A 16,348-nucleotide genomic window follows, 5' to 3' on the forward strand; every position below is an offset into this window, starting at 1 on the left:
ATCGCATACCGGTATGTCCACTCATACCGGTATATGCGGATGAACAGGAGCCCCCATGCGCGAGGTCGGTGTCTGGTTCGTCGGAGCACGCGGATCCGTGGCGACCACCGCCACCCTCGGCGCCGCGGCGGTCAAGGCGGGCGCTGCACCACCCCAGGGATGCGTCACCGAGTCTCCTGACTTCCCGGTCGGCCTGGTATCGATCGCCGACCTGGTCTTCGGTGGCCATGACATCACTGAATGCCCCTTACGGAAGCGCGCTGAACAGCTGAGCAGGGCGGGAGTGGTGCCGGCGGGCCTGCCCGGACTGCTCGCCCAGGATCTCGACGCCGCCGACGCGGAGATCAGACGCGGCCATGTTCCCGGCGACGGCACCCAGGAGGCGGCCGCGGCCCGCCTGGCCGGCGACATCGCGGGCTTCCGCGACCGGCACGGGCTCGCCCGGGTGGTCGTCGTCAATGTCTCGTCGACCGAGCCGCCGGCCGCCCCACGGCCGGAGTTCCGGCGCCTGGCCGACCTCGAAGCGCGACTCGCCGCGGGCGACGACGTGCTGCCGGCAAGCTCGCTCTACGCCTACGCGGCGTTCCGCGCGGGCTGCGGCTACGTGGAGTTCACGCCGTCGACCGGGCCCGCCCTGCCGGCCCTGGCCGAGCTCGCGGAGCTGCGGGCCGTGCCGTATGCGGGCCGCGACGGGAAGACCGGTGAGACCCTGATCAAGAGCGCGCTCGCGCCCATGTTCGCCCAGCGGTCGCTGCGGGTCCGCTCGTGGTCCGGGCTCAACCTCCTCGGCGGGGGCGACGGAGCCACCCTGGCCGACCCGGCGGCGCGATCGAGCAAGACCCTCTCCAAGGAACGGGCCGTCGCCGGCATCCTCGGCGAGCCCGTCGAAGGGGAGACGCACATCGACTACGTCGAGGACCTCGGGGAGTGGAAGACCGCCTGGGACCACGTGACCTTCGAGGGGTTCCTGCGCGTGCGCATGAGCCTCCAGTTCACCTGGCAGGGCTGCGACTCGGCGCTCGCCGCGCCGCTCGTCCTGGATCTGGCCCGGCTGGTGGCCCGCGCGCACGAGCGTGGGCGGTACGGCGTGCTGGCGGACCTCGCCTTCTTCTTCAAGGACCCGTTGGGCACGGATGAGCACGCCCTCGCCGCCCAGTACGCGCGGCTGCGCGCGTTCGCCGCGGACCTGGCCGGGGACCCCTCGTGAAGGCGCTGCTCGAACTGGTCCGGGCCCCCGCCGCGCTGTCGGTGCCGGGGGACATGATGGCCGGGGCCGCCGCCGCCGGGCGGCGCGCCGCACCCGGGCTGGCCCTCGCCTCGGTGCTCATCTACTGGGCCGGCATGGCGCTCAACGACTGGGCCGACCGCGAGGCCGACGCGGTCGAACGGCCGGAACGTCCCATCCCCTCGGGGCGGGTGCGCCCGGGCGCCGCGCTCGGCATCGCGGCCGGGCTGACCGGCACGGGGCTGATCGCCGCCGCGGCGTCCGGAGGCCGCCGCGCCTTGGGCGTGGCCGGATTGCTGGCCGGTGCGGTGTGGGCCTATGACCTGGGGCTCAAACGGACCCCGCTGGGACCGGTCACGATGGCGACCTGCCGCGCGCTGGACGTGCTCCTCGGCGCGGGCTCCCGGGTCAGGGCCGCCGCTCCGATGGCGTTGGCGATCGGGGCGCACACCTACGGGATCAGCGTCCTCGGCAGGGCCGAGGTGGCCGGGGCGACGGCGACGACCGTGCGCGGCGCGCTGGCCGCGAGCACCGCCGCGGCCTGCCTGGCGGCTGTGTCCTGCCTGCGTGACGGCTCCTCCTCGAACGGCGCCGCCGCGCGGGCGGGCGCCGGGCTTCTTCTCGCCGGCCACCTCGCCGCGACCATCCCGGCCCAGGCCGGGTTACGCGCCCGCCCCCATCCCGAGCAGGTACGCAAGGCCGTCCAGGCGAGCATTCTCGGCCTGATCCCGCTGCAGGCGGCGGCGGTCGCCGGTCGCGGACGGCTGCCGGCGGCGGGAGCGCTGCTCGGCGCGCTGCCCGCGGGCAGATGGCTCTCGGCCCGGATGGCCACGTCATGACCGGGACCGGCCTGAAAGCCCTGAACTGGGCCTACTGCACGAACGGATTCTCCGGCCATCGACTCCACGAGGCTCTTGAGATCCTGTCCGAGCTGGGCTACACGGGTGCCGCCATCACCTTGGACCACGGCCACCTGGACCCCTTCGCCCCGGGCCTGAGCGCCCAGGTGAGCCGGATCGCGGGGCTGCTCGACCGGCTCGGCATGAACGCGGTCGTCGAGACGGGCGGGCGCTACACCCTGGACCCGCGGCGCAAGCACCATCCCACTCTCATCAGCGACGGCGCCGAGCGCCGTGCCGGGTTCCTGAACCAGGCCATGCGGATCGCCGCCGACCTGGGCGCTCCCGTGGTGCACCTGTGGAGCGGGATCCGGCCCGAGGACCTGCCGGAGGAAGCGGCGTGGGACCGGCTGGCGCGCCAGTGCGAAGGGCTCCTCGCCGCGGCCGACCGTCTCGGCGTCATGCTCGGGTTCGAGCCCGAACCCGGGATGCTCGTGGAAGACCTGGCCGGCTTCGACAGACTGCGTGCCATGGTGGGCGGTCATCCCCGCTTCGGGCTCACCCTCGACGTCGGGCACTGCCAGTGCCTGGAGCCGGACGATCCGCCCGACTGCGTCCGGCGGGCGCTGCCGTATCTCGTGCACGTGCAGATCGAGGACATGCGCCGGGGCGTCCACGAGCATCTGGAGTTCGGCGCGGGCGAGATCGACTTCCCGCCGGTGCTCGCCGCGCTGGCCGGCTACCGGGGACAGGTGGCCGTGGAGCTCGCCCGGCACTCCCACGCGGCACCGCAGATCGCCCGCCGATCCATCGGCTTCCTGCGGACGGCGCACGACCAACTCGGTGAGAAAGGAACCGGTCAGCATGGGCGAGACGGGGACTCGGGCGGGGGAGTGGCTGGCGTGGGCGCTGTCGAAGGTGGAGGCTGACCACGGCGCGGTCCACCTGCTCTTCCCGCAGGCCGAACGCCGGGGCGGCGCGGGCGCGCGGCGCGCGCTGCTCGGGGCGCTGCACGCCGACGAGGCGACGATACGCACGCTCTACGAGCGGGGCGACACGGGTGAGCGGCTGACGATCCTGGCGGCCCTGCCCGAGCTCGGCCTCGGCGCGGCGGCGGTCCCGCTGGTCGAGGACGCGCTGCGCACCAACGACGCGCGGCTGGTGACCGCGGCCCTCGGGCCGTACGGCGCTCGATGGCTCGACGACCACGCCTTCCGCCAGGGCGTGCTCAAGTGCGTCTTCATGGGAATCCCGCTGGCCTCCGTCTCCGGCCTCGACCGGCGGACCGACGCGGAGCTGACGCGCATGCTCTCGGACTACGCGACCGAACGGCGGGCCGCCGGACGCCCGGTTCCCCACGACATCCTGGAGAGGATCTGATGCGCATCTTCGACCCGCACATCCACATGACCTCCCGGACCACCGACGACTACCAGCGGATGCACGAGGCCGGGGTCCGCGCCGTGGTCGAACCCGCGTTCTGGCTGGGCCAGCCCCGCACCAACATGGGCAGCTTCCTCGACTACTTCGACGCGCTGCTCGGCTGGGAGCCGTACCGGGCCGCCCAGTACGGCATCCGCCACCACTGCGCGCTCGCGCTCAACCCGAAGGAGGCCAACGACCGGCGCTGCGCGGAGGTGCTGGCCGAACTGCCGCGATACCTGCTGAAGGACGCCGTCGTCGCGGTCGGCGAGGTCGGATACGACTCGGTGACCCCCGAGGAGGAACGCGCCTTCGAGGCACAACTGGCGATGGCGGGGGAGAGCGACCTGCCGGTCCTGGTCCACACCCCGCACCGCGACAAGGTCGCGGGAACCCGCCGCAGCCTCGACGTCGTCAAGGCCGCGGGGATGCCGCCCGAGCGGGTGCTCGTCGACCATCTCAACGAGCCGACCGTCGGCATGGTCGCCGATTCGGGCTGCTGGATGGGATTCTCGATCTACCCCGACACCAAGATGGATCCCGGCCGGATGGTGGCGATCCTCAGGGAGTACGGCACCGCCAGGATGCTGGTGAACTCGGCCGCCGACTGGGGGCGCAGCGACCCCCTGAAGACCCGCGAGGTCGGCGACGCCATGCTCGCGGCCGGCTTCGGGCAGGACGATGTGGATCAGGTGCTCTGGCACAATCCGGTCGCCTTCTACGGGCAGAGCGGCCGGCTCGATCTAAGGACCGGCTCAGCCGGCCTCGACTACGCCGGCAACACGATCAAGCGGGGATGACGATGCGGCTGCGCCACCCGGACGGCTCGACCGTGCACCTCGCCTACTGCACCAACGTGCACCCCGCCGAGGACCTGCCCGGCATCCATGGACAGCTCTCCGGCATCGCCGCGCGGGTCAGGCGACTGCTCGGCACCGAACGCCTCGGTCTCGGCCTGTGGCTGTCCCGGCATGCCGCCGGTGACCTGCTCGCCCGGCCCGGCGAGCTCGCCGGCCTGCGTGAGCGGCTGGCCGCTCTCGGGATGGAGGTCGTCACCCTCAACGGGTTCCCGTACCGCGGCTTCCACGACGAGATCGTGAAGTACCGCGTCTACAGCCCCGACTGGGCAGATGCGGAGCGGCTGCGCCATACCCTGGGGCTCGCCGAGATCCTGGCGGCGCTGCTGCCCGACGACGTCACCGAGGGCACGATCTCCACGCTGCCCCTCGCCTGGAGGACCGGCTGGACGGCGGAGAAGGCGGCAGCGGTCGCGGCCAACCTCGACGCCGTCGCCCGCGGACTGCGCGAGCTGGCCGAGCGGACCGGCAAGACGATCCGCCTGGGCTTCGAACCGGAGCCGGGCTGCGTCGTCGAAACCACTCCGCAGGCGGCGCGCCTGCTCGCCGGCGCCGACCGCGACCATCTCGGCGTTTGCCTGGACGCCTGCCACCTGGCCGTGGGCTTCGAGGAAGCCGCCGCGGCGGCCGGGCTCGGACTCCCCGTCGTCAAGCTCCAGGCGTCGTGCGCCCTGGAGGCCCCGCCCGGCACCCAGGACGCGCTGAAGGCATTCGACGAGCCGCGCTTCCTGCACCAGACGCGCTCACAGAGCGGATTCACCGACGACCTGGGCGAGGCACTGGCCGGCGGCCTGCCGATGGGGGAGCGCTGGCGGGTGCACTTCCACGTCCCGCTGCACGCCGCCCCACCGCCGCCGCTCACCACCACCGCGCCCCACCTGCGGGAGCTGCTGAACGCCCTGCTCGGCGGCCCCGCCCCGCTCACCCGGCACATCGAGGTGGAGACCTACACCTGGAACGTGCTCCCCGGCGCACCGCCCGACCTCGCCGAAGGCATCGCCGCCGAACTCGACTGGACCCGGCGGCAGCTCGCCGCGCTCGGGCTGAAGGAACTGTGATGGCGCCACTCGTCGTGATCAACGTCGTCGGGCTCACCCCGCGCCTGCTCGCGCACATGCCCAACGTGGCGAGGGTGGGCCCGGCCGCCCGCCTGCGTCCGGTCCTGCCGGCCGTCACCTGCTCGATGCAGGCCACACTCCTCACCGGCACGCCGCCCCGCGAGCACGGCATCGTGGGCAACGGCTGGTACTTCCGCGACCTCGGCGAGGTGCTCCTGTGGCGCCAGCACAACGCGCTCATCCAGGGCGACCAGTTGTGGAGCGCCGTGCCCGGCCTGCGCACCGCCAACGTCTGCTGGTGGTACGCGATGGGCGCCGCGAGCGACCTGCTCGTCACACCGCGCCCCATCTACCACGCCGACGGCCGCAAGTCGCCCGACTGCTACACCCGCCCGCCCTCGCTGCACGACGATCTCGAAGCCGCGCTGGGCCCGTTCCCGCTGTTCAGCTACTGGGGGCCGAACGCCGGGATCGCCTCCTCGCGGTGGATCATCGCAGCCGCCCGCCGCATCCTCTCCCGCGAACGGCCCGACCTGCTGCTCGTGTACGTCCCGCACCTCGACTACGACCTGCAACGCCACGGCCCCGACGGTCCCGAGGCGATCGCCGCGGCACGCGCCGTCGATGCCGCGCTGGCCCCGCTCCTCTCGGTGGACGCCGAGGTGGTGGTGCTGTCGGAGTACGGCATCACGCCGGCCTCCCGCCCGGTGGACATCAACCGCGCGCTCCGCGGCGCGGGCCTGCTGGAGGTCCACACCCAGGCCGGGATGGAGTACCTCGACCCGTGGACGTCCCGCGCCTTCGCCGTCGCCGACCACCAGGTGGCCCACGTGTACGTACGTGACCCCGCCGACCTCGACCGCGCGCGCGACGTCATCGCCGCCCTGCCCGGCGTGGACGAGGTTCTCGACCAGGCGAGCAAGGCGAAGTACGGCCTCGACCACGAACGCGCGGGCGAACTCGTCGCCGTGGCCGAGCCCGACGCCTGGTTCACCTACTACTACTGGCTCTCCGACGACCGGGCGCCCGACTTCGCGCGGCTGGTGGACATCCACCGCAAGCCCGGCTACGACCCCGCCGAACTGTTCATGGATCCCCGGGATCCCTTCGTCAAGCTCCGCGCGGCCGCCGCGCTGGCCAGGAAGAAGCTGGGGTTCCGGTACACGATGTCCGTCGTGCCGCTGGATCCCTCGCCGGTTCGCGGCAGCCACGGGCGACTCGCCGACGATCCCGCCGACGGCCCGGTCCTCGTCGGCCCGTTCGACGGCGACGCCTATGGAGCGACCGAGGTCAAGGGCCTGCTCACCGCCCTCATCAGCCGGTGAGCAGCCTCAAACGCCTCGAAACTCTTCAGGCTTTCGCGCTGCACCGACGATCCCAAGAACGGCAACGACCGCAATAACCCGATGTTCACAGGCGTCAAGATGCCACGCGGCTGTCCGATGACCCGCAGACAGCCGAGGACCTCACCAGCGAGGCGTTCCTCCGTACCCTTCGGACGGTTCGCGCGGCGACCGGCGGGCCATCCGAAACATGGCGCCCCTACCTTGATGCGGTCATCCGGAGCACGGCCTACGCCTGGGCGTTCGACCCGCAGCCGGATCCTCGCGGTAGCCCAACAGCTCGGCTATCGGCCCAGCCGCTTCGCCCGCGCCATGGTTCAGCAGAACGTCACGACACTCGCATTGATCATCGCGGACGTCCTCAACCCGTTCTTCCCCGAGGTCACCGCCGGCGTGCTGGACGCCGCCGACGAGCGCGGCTGGCCGGTCGTTCCCCTCAGTGCCTCAGTGGGGGAGAGGTCGTCCTGGCTGGATGAGTCCGACGGCCACCAGTCGACCAGCCATTCACCCGCTGGTCCGTCCACGAGCTGTTCGACTGCGTGGACAGCCTCTCCGGAGCGGATCTTCGCCTTCGGCAAGTTCGGCCCTCTCGGCATCCGCGCCACCGTTGGGACGCGCGGGGTGGACCCGCTGGCGACTATTCGAGCCGTCACGGCATAGAAATCTACAATGTAAAGGGGCTCGGTGGTTTCGAAAATCAACTTCTGAGAATGCAAGACCCACACCCGCGCCGGATCGATGGCAGATGAAACCTCATCAGGGATACCCGCCTAAGCGCAGCCCGCCCCAGCGGAGAGGCATACGCCAAGTACACCCTCAGCTGGCAGTTCTCCGCCCGACCGGCGGTGCCGGAGTACTGACGCTGCACCCCGATGGTCCCGCAGGTCGGTGTCGCACCGCGCCAGGGTCCCAGCGCCGCATCCGCTGCCGCCTCTGTCAATTGTCAGCCGTTCTCGCGCTCGAACGGGAAGCAATCCCATCACACGAGCCCGCGCCCACCTGCGCGGCTCCACCCGCCCGAACCGCGTGTCCAGGCCAGGCACCCAAACCCGAAGATGCCACGACGCCGTGCTGCTCAACCACGTGCACAGGGTCAAGATCGGTACAGGTCGCAGCAGCTTCACGAGGTGCCGGTGACGGAGCCCTTCTTTGGCGAGGGTACGAGAAGAAGGCCGCCGCCGCGCCGTGGGATCCGGCCGGCAACCGCCGGCAAGGGCTCGACCGCTTCATTCCTGAGCGGAGCCCCGCCACTTCAGGCGCCTGCCGGTCCTCTGTAGTCGGTGGCGGCGTAAACCTGCAGGGGCCTCTCGACTCCGCCCAGGAAGGTCTCGCAGCTCAGCAGCGGGTCGAAAGGCGCGCCGGTTCGCCGGTCAGGGTCAGCGTTGATCCGTCGTAGACGGCATGCACCTGGCTTTCCTGATCAGTACCGGCGTCGCGGTGCTGACCGCGATCCTGGCCATGCAAGACGGAGGGTGTGTCGGTTCACGTCGGCCGGCCTCGACCGGACGGCTACGGCCCCCGCCTCGCGGCGGGAGCCGTACTGCTATCCAGGGGTGATCGTGAGGGTGAGGCGGCCGGCCGTCTTCGTCTTCACGGTGAGGACGCGCCTGCCGGCGTCCCAGGTGGCCTCGCCGATGGAGGCCCGCCCGCCGTGGGGGAAGTCGCGTGCGGGCAGATAGATCTCGGTCGGGCCGGTGCTGTTGGCGTCGAAGACCAAGGTCAGCGCGCGGGACTTCTCGTCATAGGCGACGCTGACCGGCACCCCGCCGACCGCCCTGGGGTACGGCCGGGCCATCGCGGCGACCAGCGGCCCGGGCTTCCCCTTGTCGTCGTAGGGACCCCAGGGTCCGGGGTCGCGTGACCAGTACGCGTGGCCCATGTTCACCTCGTCGGTGAGCTGGAGCACCCGCTTGACCAGGTCGGGGGAGCCCGGCCGGGACATGTCCAGCCCGAACTCGCCCAGCACCACAGGGCCGCCCACGCGTTCGGCGGTGCGGAGGATGTTGTCCCGCCACCAGCCCAGCGTGCAATCGGTCCACCGACGGGAACCGGCCGTGTAGTCGTCGCCCAGGTCGAGCGGCAGCGGGTAGAGGTGCGGAGCCAGGCCGATGCGTGGCTGGCCGTCGCGCGGGTCGTCGAAGTGCGGCAGGGCCGACGGCAGACCCCAGTTGACGCCCACGGCCTGGGGTTCGAGGAAGATCCAGCCGTCGGGGTCGACCGACCTGATCTCCGCGATCGACCTGCGGTAGAGGGTGGCCAGCGGGCCGGTTTCGAACTGGGCGCCCTGGATCGAGCCGCCCCAGGGCTCGTTCATCAGGTCGTAGCCGATGACGGCGGGGTCGTCCTTGAACCTGGCGGCCACCGCCTTCCACGCCTTGGCGTAGTGGTCCATCAGTTCGGGGTGGTCACCGGTGGTGTTCCAGAAGTGGTCGAAGGCCCGTATGACGCCGGGTTCCAAGTAGTACATCTCCCAGGTGGGCTGGTCGGTGCTGACCGGGAGGCCGTCGAGGTGTGTGGCCCACCCGGGCGCGCCGTTGCCCGCGCCTTTACCGGGGGTGATGTCGCTGCCCCACAGGTCCTGGTGCATGTCCAGCATCACGTGGTAGCCGCGCTTGGCGTACCAGGCGACGCGCTCAGCCACCTTGTCCAGATATTTCGTGTCATAGGTGCCTGGGGTGGGCTCGAGCGTGCGCCACTGGATCAGGAAACGGACGAAGTTCGTCCCCATGTCCCGGTATTCACGGTCGAGGTCCGCCTCGGTGAACGTCGGCAGGCCGTCAGGCGTGCTCTTGGCGCTGCTGGCCGTGTTGAAGCCGTGCAGGAGCAGCACCCTGCCCTGATCGTCCGTGACGAACCGGGCGGCGGGCTTCGGGGCGGGTCTGGTCGCCGCGGCGACGCCGCCCCCGGCCAGGACGGCCAGCACGGCGACGGCCGTGATGAGCCGAGCACTCTTCATAGGAACTCCGGTCACCGGGAACGGGGGTCTTCCGCCAGAATCGCGGTCGCGGCTAGCCTGCCGAACATGAGCATTAGTCGCAATAGCCTCCCGGCGATCGTCACACTCGTGATCGTCCTGGCTTTCGGACTGTGGGGGAGCGCGCTGGTCACCCGGGTGGGCTATCTGGCCGTGCCGTCCGCGCTCGGCCTGCCGTACGGGCTGCCGGGTCTGCGTGTGGTGCCGCTGGGAGAGACGACCTGGCTCGTCACGCTCGCCGACAGCGTCCTCGCCTTGGTGCTGGTCGTCATGGTGGCCCGGGCCCGGGGTGGCTTCTGGCGCACGTGGGGGGCGTTCGTGCTGGGGGCGGTGGTCGCGAACCTGTTGCGAGCGGTCGTACTGTCCCAGATCACCTCGGCGGGCCTGGGGGCATACGCCGGACATCTTGTGGGCGGGCTGATCGCGGGCCTGCTATGGGGGATCGCACTGGGCTGGCTCGCCGGGCTGGCCGCCCTCCCGCGTCGGCGGCGGCAGCCCGCCGCCGCGGGAATGCCCTTGGCCGGGTGAGCACAATAAGCATCCGTCCTGAGCAGGGAGCCATGCCGCGCCTTCGCACGGCGATGCCGGGCGCAGGGCGGCGAGGACGGCGACGTCGGGGTCGAGGAAGGTGATCCGCCGGGTGTCCACGTGGAGCCGATCGGCCGGCCTTCTCCGTCCTCGTCTTCGTGCACCTGGCCGGCGGGCCGCTGCGGATCAGCGAGATCGCGGAGAAGATGCGGCTCGTCCAGCCGCACGTCACGCGGCAGGTCCAGCAACTGGAGCGCCGCGGCCTGGTACGCCGCATCGGTGACCCCAACGACCGCCGCGTCAGCTACATCGAGCCGACCGACAAGGGCAGGGCGGCCGCCGACCGCTACGCGCGCACGCTCATCGGCTGGTTCACCGGCGCGATCTCCCACTGGTCCGCGCGGGACCGCGAGGACCTCGGCCGCCTGCTGGCCCGCTTCGCCGACGACGTCACGGCCCACCTCGCCGCCCTTGACGACACCTGAGCCGTCACCCTGGGGAGGGCATCTCCTGGCCGGGGACGACGAGGCCGGACTCGTAGGCCAGGGCCACGGCCTGGGCGCGGCTGCCGAGGCCGAGCTTGGCCATGGCGCGGTTGAGGTGCGTCTTGACGGTGGCCTCGCTGACGGTCAGGAGGGCGGCGATCTCGGCGTTGGACAGAGCGTGCCCGACCAGTTTGAGCACCTCGCTCTCGCGGGCGGTGAGCAGGTCCAGCGGGGGAGAGGGCGGGGCGGCGGCCGGGACGGTCCGATGGGTGTAGGCCTCGATGAGGCGCCGGGTGACGCTGGGCGAGAAGAGCATGTCGCCGGAGGCGATCGTCTGGATGGCGGCGATGAGCCGTTCCGGCGGGGTGTCCTTGAGCAGGAAGCCCGAGGCGCCGGCGCGCAGGGCGTTGTAGACGTACTTGTCGAGGTCGAACGTGGTCAGGATGAGCACCCGAGGCCGGTGGTCGCCGTCCGCGGACAGGATGCGCTCGGTCGCCGTTACGCCGTTCATGCCCGGCATCCTGATGTCCATGAGGATCACGTCGGGGCGGGTGGCCGCCGCCAGGGAGACGGCTTCCTCGCCGCCGGCCGCCTCGCCGACGACGTCGAGCTCGGGCACGGCACGCAGCAGCGCCGTCAGTCCGGCACGGACGAGAATCTGATCGTCGACGACCATTACCTTGATCATGTGTCCGGTTCCGTGGAGGACAGGGGCAGGGTGACCACGACCTCGAATCCGCCTGACGGCCTGTCTCCGGCCGTGATCGTTCCCTTGTAGAGCTTGACGCGTTCGCGCATGCCGATCAAGCCGTGACCGTCCTCCTTGGGGGAGAGGGCCGCGCCGCTCCCGTCGTCGGTGACTCGTAACTCCAGCTCGTCGCCGTACGTCAGTGAGACCCGCGCCGTCGCGGGCCCCGCGTGTCTGAGCACGTTGGTGAGGCATTCCTGAACGACCCGGTACGCGCACAGGTCGATGCCGGACGGCAGCGGGCGCACGGCGCCGGTGATCGAGAGCTGCACCGGCACACCCGCCGAGCGCACCCGTTCGACCAGAGGTCCGAGCCGTTGCAGGCCGGGTGCCGGGTCGTAGCCGTCGGCGTCGTCGTCGGCGTCGATGCGCAGGACGGACAGCAGCCGTCTCATCTCGCCCATGACCTCGCTGCCGGTGTCGGCGATGGTGGTGAGCGCGCCACGCGCGGTCGCGGGGTCGGAGGCGAAGACGTAACGGGCGAGCCCCGCCTGGATGACGATGACCGACATGTGGTGGGCGACCACGTCGTGCAGCTCGCGGGCGATGCGCACCCGTTCTTCGGTGACGGCGCGGCGCGCCTTCTCGTCCTGCTCGTGATGCAGCCGTTCGGTGAGGTAGCCGAGCCGCCTGTTGCGCTCGACCAGCATCCTGGTGCTGTTGCCGAACGTCCAGGCGACGGCGACGAGGATGCTCGCCTGCGCGATGTTCATTCCCGTGAACGCGGGCGGGGCGAGGAACGCCGCGTGCCACCAGGAGACGGTCACGGGCAGCGCGCACGGGATCGACACGAGCGGGCGCGACCGGCTGGCCACGGTGTAGAGCGCCAGCAGCGGTGGCACCTCGTTCAGCCTGGAATCGTAACCGGCCGCGTGCAGGACGATCGCCGTGGCGCAGCAGATCCCCAGCACCGTGAGCGGCGCGCGCCGTCGCCACGCCAGCGCGAGGTTGGTCACGAGCGTCAACCCGACGCCGAGGGCGTCCAGCGGGCGCTGCGCGTAACCGAGCTCGGCCGCATCCCCGGACAGGACGAACCCGAACGCCACGGTGGTGCCGGCGACGATGACGCTGAATATCAGGTCGGTGAGGAAGGGGTTCGCCATGGCGAGCCGTCTGAGGGACGACACCACCTTTGCGCGCATCAGCGCATGCTAGCCGCCGTCGACCGGGTTCCTCATCAATCGCCCGGCTGACAGCCGCTACAACCTGGGCGGTAGACGAGCGGGCGCCGTACCGCAGCCGGTTGACCTTTCCGGCATGGCCGTACGGCGGACGTTTCAGCGATCTTCATGTCTCAGGTTGACGCTCTCAAATCCGAAATTTCCTTAGATGGTGCGAGCCGTGATCATCACCGGACGCAGATCCTCAGGAGACTTCATGCGCCGCCGCACCCCCCGCGCGCTCCTCGCCGTGGTCATGTCGTTGTGGGCCGGCGGTCTGGCCGCCGGTGGCGTCCTGAACGCCGCACCCGCCGCGCTGGCCGCGACGGCGGACACGCCGCCACGGACCGAGGCGGAGGCCCTGGACCTGGCACGCAGCAGCAAGCAGCGGGTGGAGGTGCTGTCGCTGCGTACGGAGAACCGTCAGGTGTTCGCCAACCCCGACGGCTCCTTCACCTCACAGACCTCGGCACTGCCCGAGCGGGTACGGCGGGGAGGCGGCTGGGCCGACGTCGACACGACACTGGTCTTCGCGGCGGACGGAACCGTCCACACCACGGCGACCCCGCTGGATCTCACCTTCTCCGGTGGCGGGACGGCCGCTCTGGCCGCCATCGGCGAGGGCGGCCGTTCGGTGGCGATGACGTGGCCGGGAAGCCTGCCGAAGCCGACGCTGGACGGCGACACGGCGACGTACGGCGAGGTCCTTCCGGGCGTCGACCTGAAGGTGACCGCGTCGGTGCTCGGCTTCTCCGAGGTGCTCGTGGTCAAGAACCGGGACGCCGCCGCCAACCCCGCGCTGGACAGGCTCGACTTCGGCATGCGCGCGAACGGGCTGACGGTGCGCAGGACGGCGACCGGCGGCCTGAGCGCCGTGACGCCGGCGGGATCGGAGATCTTCCACTCGCCGCCGCCGCGCATGTGGGACTCCTCCGGGACGGCGGCCGCGCCGTCGTCGCTGGTGGCGGGGCCGCGTCGCGAGGGCAGGCAGGCGGTCATGGGCGTCGATGTGGCGCAGGACCGTATCGCGCTCACGCCGGACAAGAAGCTGCTGACCGCTCCCGACACCACCTTCCCGGTGTACATCGATCCGCAGTGGTCGGGCTCCAAGCTGGCCTGGACGTACGTGGACCAGGCCTACCCCTCCCAGGAGTACTGGAACTCCAGCCACATGCCGGAGGCGGGCAACTACGGCAGCGGCCTGAAGCGGTCGTTCTTCCGGATGGACTCTGACAACGTCAACGGCAAGCACATCCTCAAGGCCACGTTCCGCATCACGCAGGTCAAGTCCTGGGGCTGCACCTCCAGCCCGCAGGCCGTGCAGCTCTGGCTCACCGGCGGCATCTCCAGCTCGACGAACTGGAGCCATCAGCCGTCCTGGACCGACCACCAGGACAGTGTGGCCTCCGACGCCGGCTACAGCTCCTCCTGCCCGGACAAGGGCATCGAGTTCAACGTGACGGGCGCGATCGTCAAGGCCGCCAAGGCCGGCTGGTCGAACACGACGTTCGGGTTGAGGGACTCCAACGACACCAGCAGCGGCGTGTGGGGGTGGAAGGGCTTCAGCACCTCTCCCAAGCTCGTCATCGACTACAACACCCCGCCGGCCGCTCCCTCGGGCATCGGCACCTACCCGGCCACTCCCTGTGCCACCGGAGCCGCCCGCCCGGCGGTCAACGCCGGCGACGCCGCCAACCCGCTCCAGCTCAAGGCCAAGATCTACGACCCGGACAAGGCCAACGACGGCGTACGGGCCGAGTTCGTCCTGCACCACTACAACGCCGCCACCGGCGTGTGGGACGACATCACCTCGGCCATGCCCGGCGACGGGAAGACCGCCTACAAGTACACCACCTCGGCCACCGACCACTCGGTCAAGCTGGCCGGGCTCACCACCGGCCACAGCTACGGCTACAAAGTCAGGGCATACGACGGCACGGACTCCAGCGCGTGGAGCAAGTGGTGCGAGTTCACCGTGGACACGATCGACCCGGCCACCCTGCCCAAGGTCAGCTCCCTCGACTACCCGGCCGACACGCCCGACACCTGGCAGGGCAGCGTGGGCTGGGCGGGCGGATTCACGCTGGCCCCCGGCGACGGTGAGACCGACGTGACGGCCTTCCGATGGGCGCTCGACGACCCGGCGCTGGCCACCGCCTCCACCCAGATCGCGATCCCCGCCGGGCAGACGAGCGTCAACGTGCGGCTCGCGCCCCGCCACGACTGGCTCAACGCCCTGTACGTCTACCCGGTCGACCGGGCGGGCAACGTCGGCAAGACCCCGGCCGTCTACAGCTTCTACGTCAACGCCGGGTTCGGCCCCGAGGGGCACTGGCGGCTGGACGAGACCGCGGGCTCCACAGCGGCCGACTCCGGAGCGACGACACACCCCGCGACGCTGGCCGGCGGCACGAACTGGGCCGGTGGGCGGGTGGCCGGAGGCCTGCACCTGGACGGCGGCACCGGGTACGGCAGCACGGACGGCCCGGTGGTGCACACCGACCGGAGCATGAGCGTCTCGGCCTGGGTGCTGCTGAACGACAAGAGCAAGAACTCCACGGTGGTCAGCCAGAACGCCGTGCGCGGCGCGGGCTTCCAGCTCTACTACTCCTCCGGCTCCAATCGCTGGATCTTCAGCAAGTTCGACGCCGACGTCGACGACAAGACCATCGTGCGGGCGATCAGCGACACCGAGCCGACGACCGGGATCTGGACGCATCTGACCGGGGTGTGGGACGCGCCGCAGCGGCAGTTGCGCCTGTACGTCAACGGCATCCCGCAGACGACGACGGGCGCCTTCCCGTACAAGCCCTGGGACGCGACCGGCCCGCTGCAACTCGGCCGGGTGCTGTCGCGCGGCGCCTACATCGAGAACTTCGCCGGCGACATCGACGACGTGAAGATCTGGAAGCGGGAGCTGTCGGACGACCCGCGCACCGTCAACGATCCCGCCCTCGGCAACGAGATCGCCGCCATGGCCAAGCAGCCGCCGATCCAGCGCGGCTGGTGGAAGCTCGACGAGACCACCGGCACCACCGCGGTCAACACGACCGACAGCCGCTGGCCGGCGACCCTCGCCGGCGGCGCCACGTGGGCCGGCGACGGCTTCGACGGCGGCGGCGCGCTCAGCCTGAACGGCACCACCGGCTACGCCGCCACGCCGTCGGCGCCGCTGCGCACCGACCACAGCTACGCGGTCACGGCCTGGGTGCGGCTGGCCGGCGACGACACCTGCGCGCTGCCGAGCCGCGCGATGACCGTCCTCGCCCAGGACGGAGCCGCCTACAGCTCCTTCTACCTCGGCTACCGGCTCATCCCCGAGAACGGCGTCGCGGTGCCGCGCTGGTCGTTCGCGACAGGCTCCAGCGCCTCCAGCGGCACCCTGACGCGCGCCAGCTCGGCCGAGCCCGTCGACTGCTCGGTGCTCAACACCTGGACCCATCTGGCCGGCGTGTACGACGAGCAGGCCAAGCAGATCCGCCTCTACGTCAACGGCCAGCTCAACGACCAGCGCCCCGTCACCGGCGGCTGGGCGGCGGGCGCGCTGCAGATCGGCCGCGCCAGGTACAACAGCGCCGCCGTGGACTACTTCGGCGGCGACATCGACGACGTCCGCGCCTACACCGGCACCCTGACCGACCGGCAGGTCGTCAACATCGCGATGAACCTGCCCATCGACGGCTGACCACGTTCCCATGATCACAAACCG

General features: G+C 71.1%; 13 protein-coding genes and 2 pseudogenes. 11 read left to right on the forward strand and 4 right to left on the reverse strand.

The window, feature by feature from the left end; all coding sequences use genetic code 11:
• Positions 1–55 precede the first annotated feature (55 nt).
• The 8 genes from HD595_RS38945 to HD595_RS38980 all read left to right on the forward strand — a co-directional run bounded on the left by HD595_RS38945 (position 56) and on the right by HD595_RS38980 (position 7,404).
• Positions 56–1,207, forward strand: coding sequence for an inositol-3-phosphate synthase (locus tag HD595_RS38945; protein ID WP_253778179.1), 1,152 nt, complete (start codon positions 56–58; stop codon positions 1,205–1,207).
• Positions 1,204–2,064 carry an SCO3242 family prenyltransferase gene (locus HD595_RS38950; protein ID WP_253778194.1) on the forward strand — a complete coding sequence of 287 codons (861 nt, stop codon included), beginning with the start codon at positions 1,204–1,206 and terminating at the stop codon, positions 2,062–2,064. Before HD595_RS38945 ends, HD595_RS38950 begins: the two co-directional genes overlap by 4 nt.
• Positions 2,061–2,993: a sugar phosphate isomerase/epimerase family protein gene (locus tag HD595_RS38955; protein ID WP_253778196.1), complete on the forward strand. Its 933-nt coding sequence runs from the start codon at positions 2,061–2,063 to the stop codon at positions 2,991–2,993. The genes HD595_RS38950 and HD595_RS38955 overlap by 4 nt, the downstream gene beginning before the upstream one ends.
• Entirely contained in the window at positions 2,929–3,444 is a 516-nt protein-coding gene (locus HD595_RS38960) for an EboA domain-containing protein (RefSeq protein ID WP_253778199.1), read from the forward strand. Before HD595_RS38955 ends, HD595_RS38960 begins: the two co-directional genes overlap by 65 nt.
• Complete coding sequence (locus HD595_RS38965) at positions 3,444–4,286, forward strand: TatD family hydrolase (protein WP_253778201.1); 843 nt, start codon at positions 3,444–3,446, stop codon at positions 4,284–4,286. Before HD595_RS38960 ends, HD595_RS38965 begins: the two co-directional genes overlap by 1 nt.
• Positions 4,287–4,288: 2 nt before the next feature.
• Positions 4,289–5,401 (forward strand): metabolite traffic protein EboE, encoded by a 1,113-nt coding sequence (eboE, locus tag HD595_RS38970; RefSeq protein WP_253781447.1) that lies wholly within the window; start codon positions 4,289–4,291, stop codon positions 5,399–5,401.
• Entirely contained in the window at positions 5,401–6,726 is a 1,326-nt protein-coding gene (locus HD595_RS38975; protein ID WP_253778203.1) for an alkaline phosphatase family protein, read from the forward strand. The genes eboE and HD595_RS38975 overlap by 1 nt, the downstream gene beginning before the upstream one ends.
• A 330-nt stretch (positions 6,727–7,056) precedes the next feature.
• Positions 7,057–7,404, forward strand: a complete 348-nt coding sequence (locus HD595_RS38980) for a hypothetical protein (RefSeq protein ID WP_253778205.1) — start codon at positions 7,057–7,059, stop codon at positions 7,402–7,404.
• A gap of 106 nt (positions 7,405–7,510) precedes the next feature.
• Here HD595_RS38980 and HD595_RS47330 read toward each other — a convergent pair.
• A pseudogene (locus tag HD595_RS47330) lies at positions 7,511–7,823 on the reverse strand (IS701 family transposase); the annotation flags it as partial.
• 464 nt (positions 7,824–8,287) lie between these two features.
• On the reverse strand, positions 8,288–9,700 hold the full coding sequence (locus tag HD595_RS38985; protein WP_253778207.1) for a cellulase family glycosylhydrolase: 1,413 nt from the start codon (positions 9,698–9,700) through the stop codon (positions 8,288–8,290).
• Positions 9,701–9,808: 108 nt separating this feature from the next.
• On the opposite strand from HD595_RS38985, the gene HD595_RS38990 reads away from it, so the two are divergent.
• Complete coding sequence (locus tag HD595_RS38990) at positions 9,809–10,246, forward strand: hypothetical protein (RefSeq protein ID WP_253778209.1); 438 nt, start codon at positions 9,809–9,811, stop codon at positions 10,244–10,246.
• A 143-nt stretch (positions 10,247–10,389) separates the two neighbouring features.
• Positions 10,390–10,731, forward strand: a pseudogene (locus HD595_RS38995) (MarR family winged helix-turn-helix transcriptional regulator); the annotation flags it as partial.
• A gap of 4 nt (positions 10,732–10,735) precedes the next feature.
• On the opposite strand, the gene HD595_RS39000 reads toward HD595_RS38995, so the two are convergent.
• A complete protein-coding gene (locus tag HD595_RS39000; RefSeq protein ID WP_253778213.1) occupies positions 10,736–11,419 on the reverse strand; it encodes a response regulator in 684 nt (227 codons plus the stop codon).
• The gene (locus tag HD595_RS39005) at positions 11,416–12,621 is read right to left on the reverse strand and encodes a sensor histidine kinase (protein WP_253778215.1); all 1,206 of its coding nucleotides are present in this window, start codon (positions 12,619–12,621) and stop codon (positions 11,416–11,418) included. The genes HD595_RS39000 and HD595_RS39005 overlap by 4 nt, the downstream gene beginning before the upstream one ends.
• A gap of 235 nt (positions 12,622–12,856) precedes the next feature.
• Here HD595_RS39005 and HD595_RS39010 point away from each other — a divergent pair, with 235 nt between their 5' ends.
• The gene (locus HD595_RS39010; protein WP_253778217.1) at positions 12,857–16,324 is read left to right on the forward strand and encodes a LamG-like jellyroll fold domain-containing protein; all 3,468 of its coding nucleotides are present in this window, start codon (positions 12,857–12,859) and stop codon (positions 16,322–16,324) included.
• Positions 16,325–16,348: the final 24 nt, after the last annotated feature.

The sequence above is a fragment of the Nonomuraea roseoviolacea subsp. carminata genome (assembly GCF_024172185.1).
In the GTDB taxonomy this organism is placed as follows: domain Bacteria; phylum Actinomycetota; class Actinomycetes; order Streptosporangiales; family Streptosporangiaceae; genus Nonomuraea; species Nonomuraea roseoviolacea.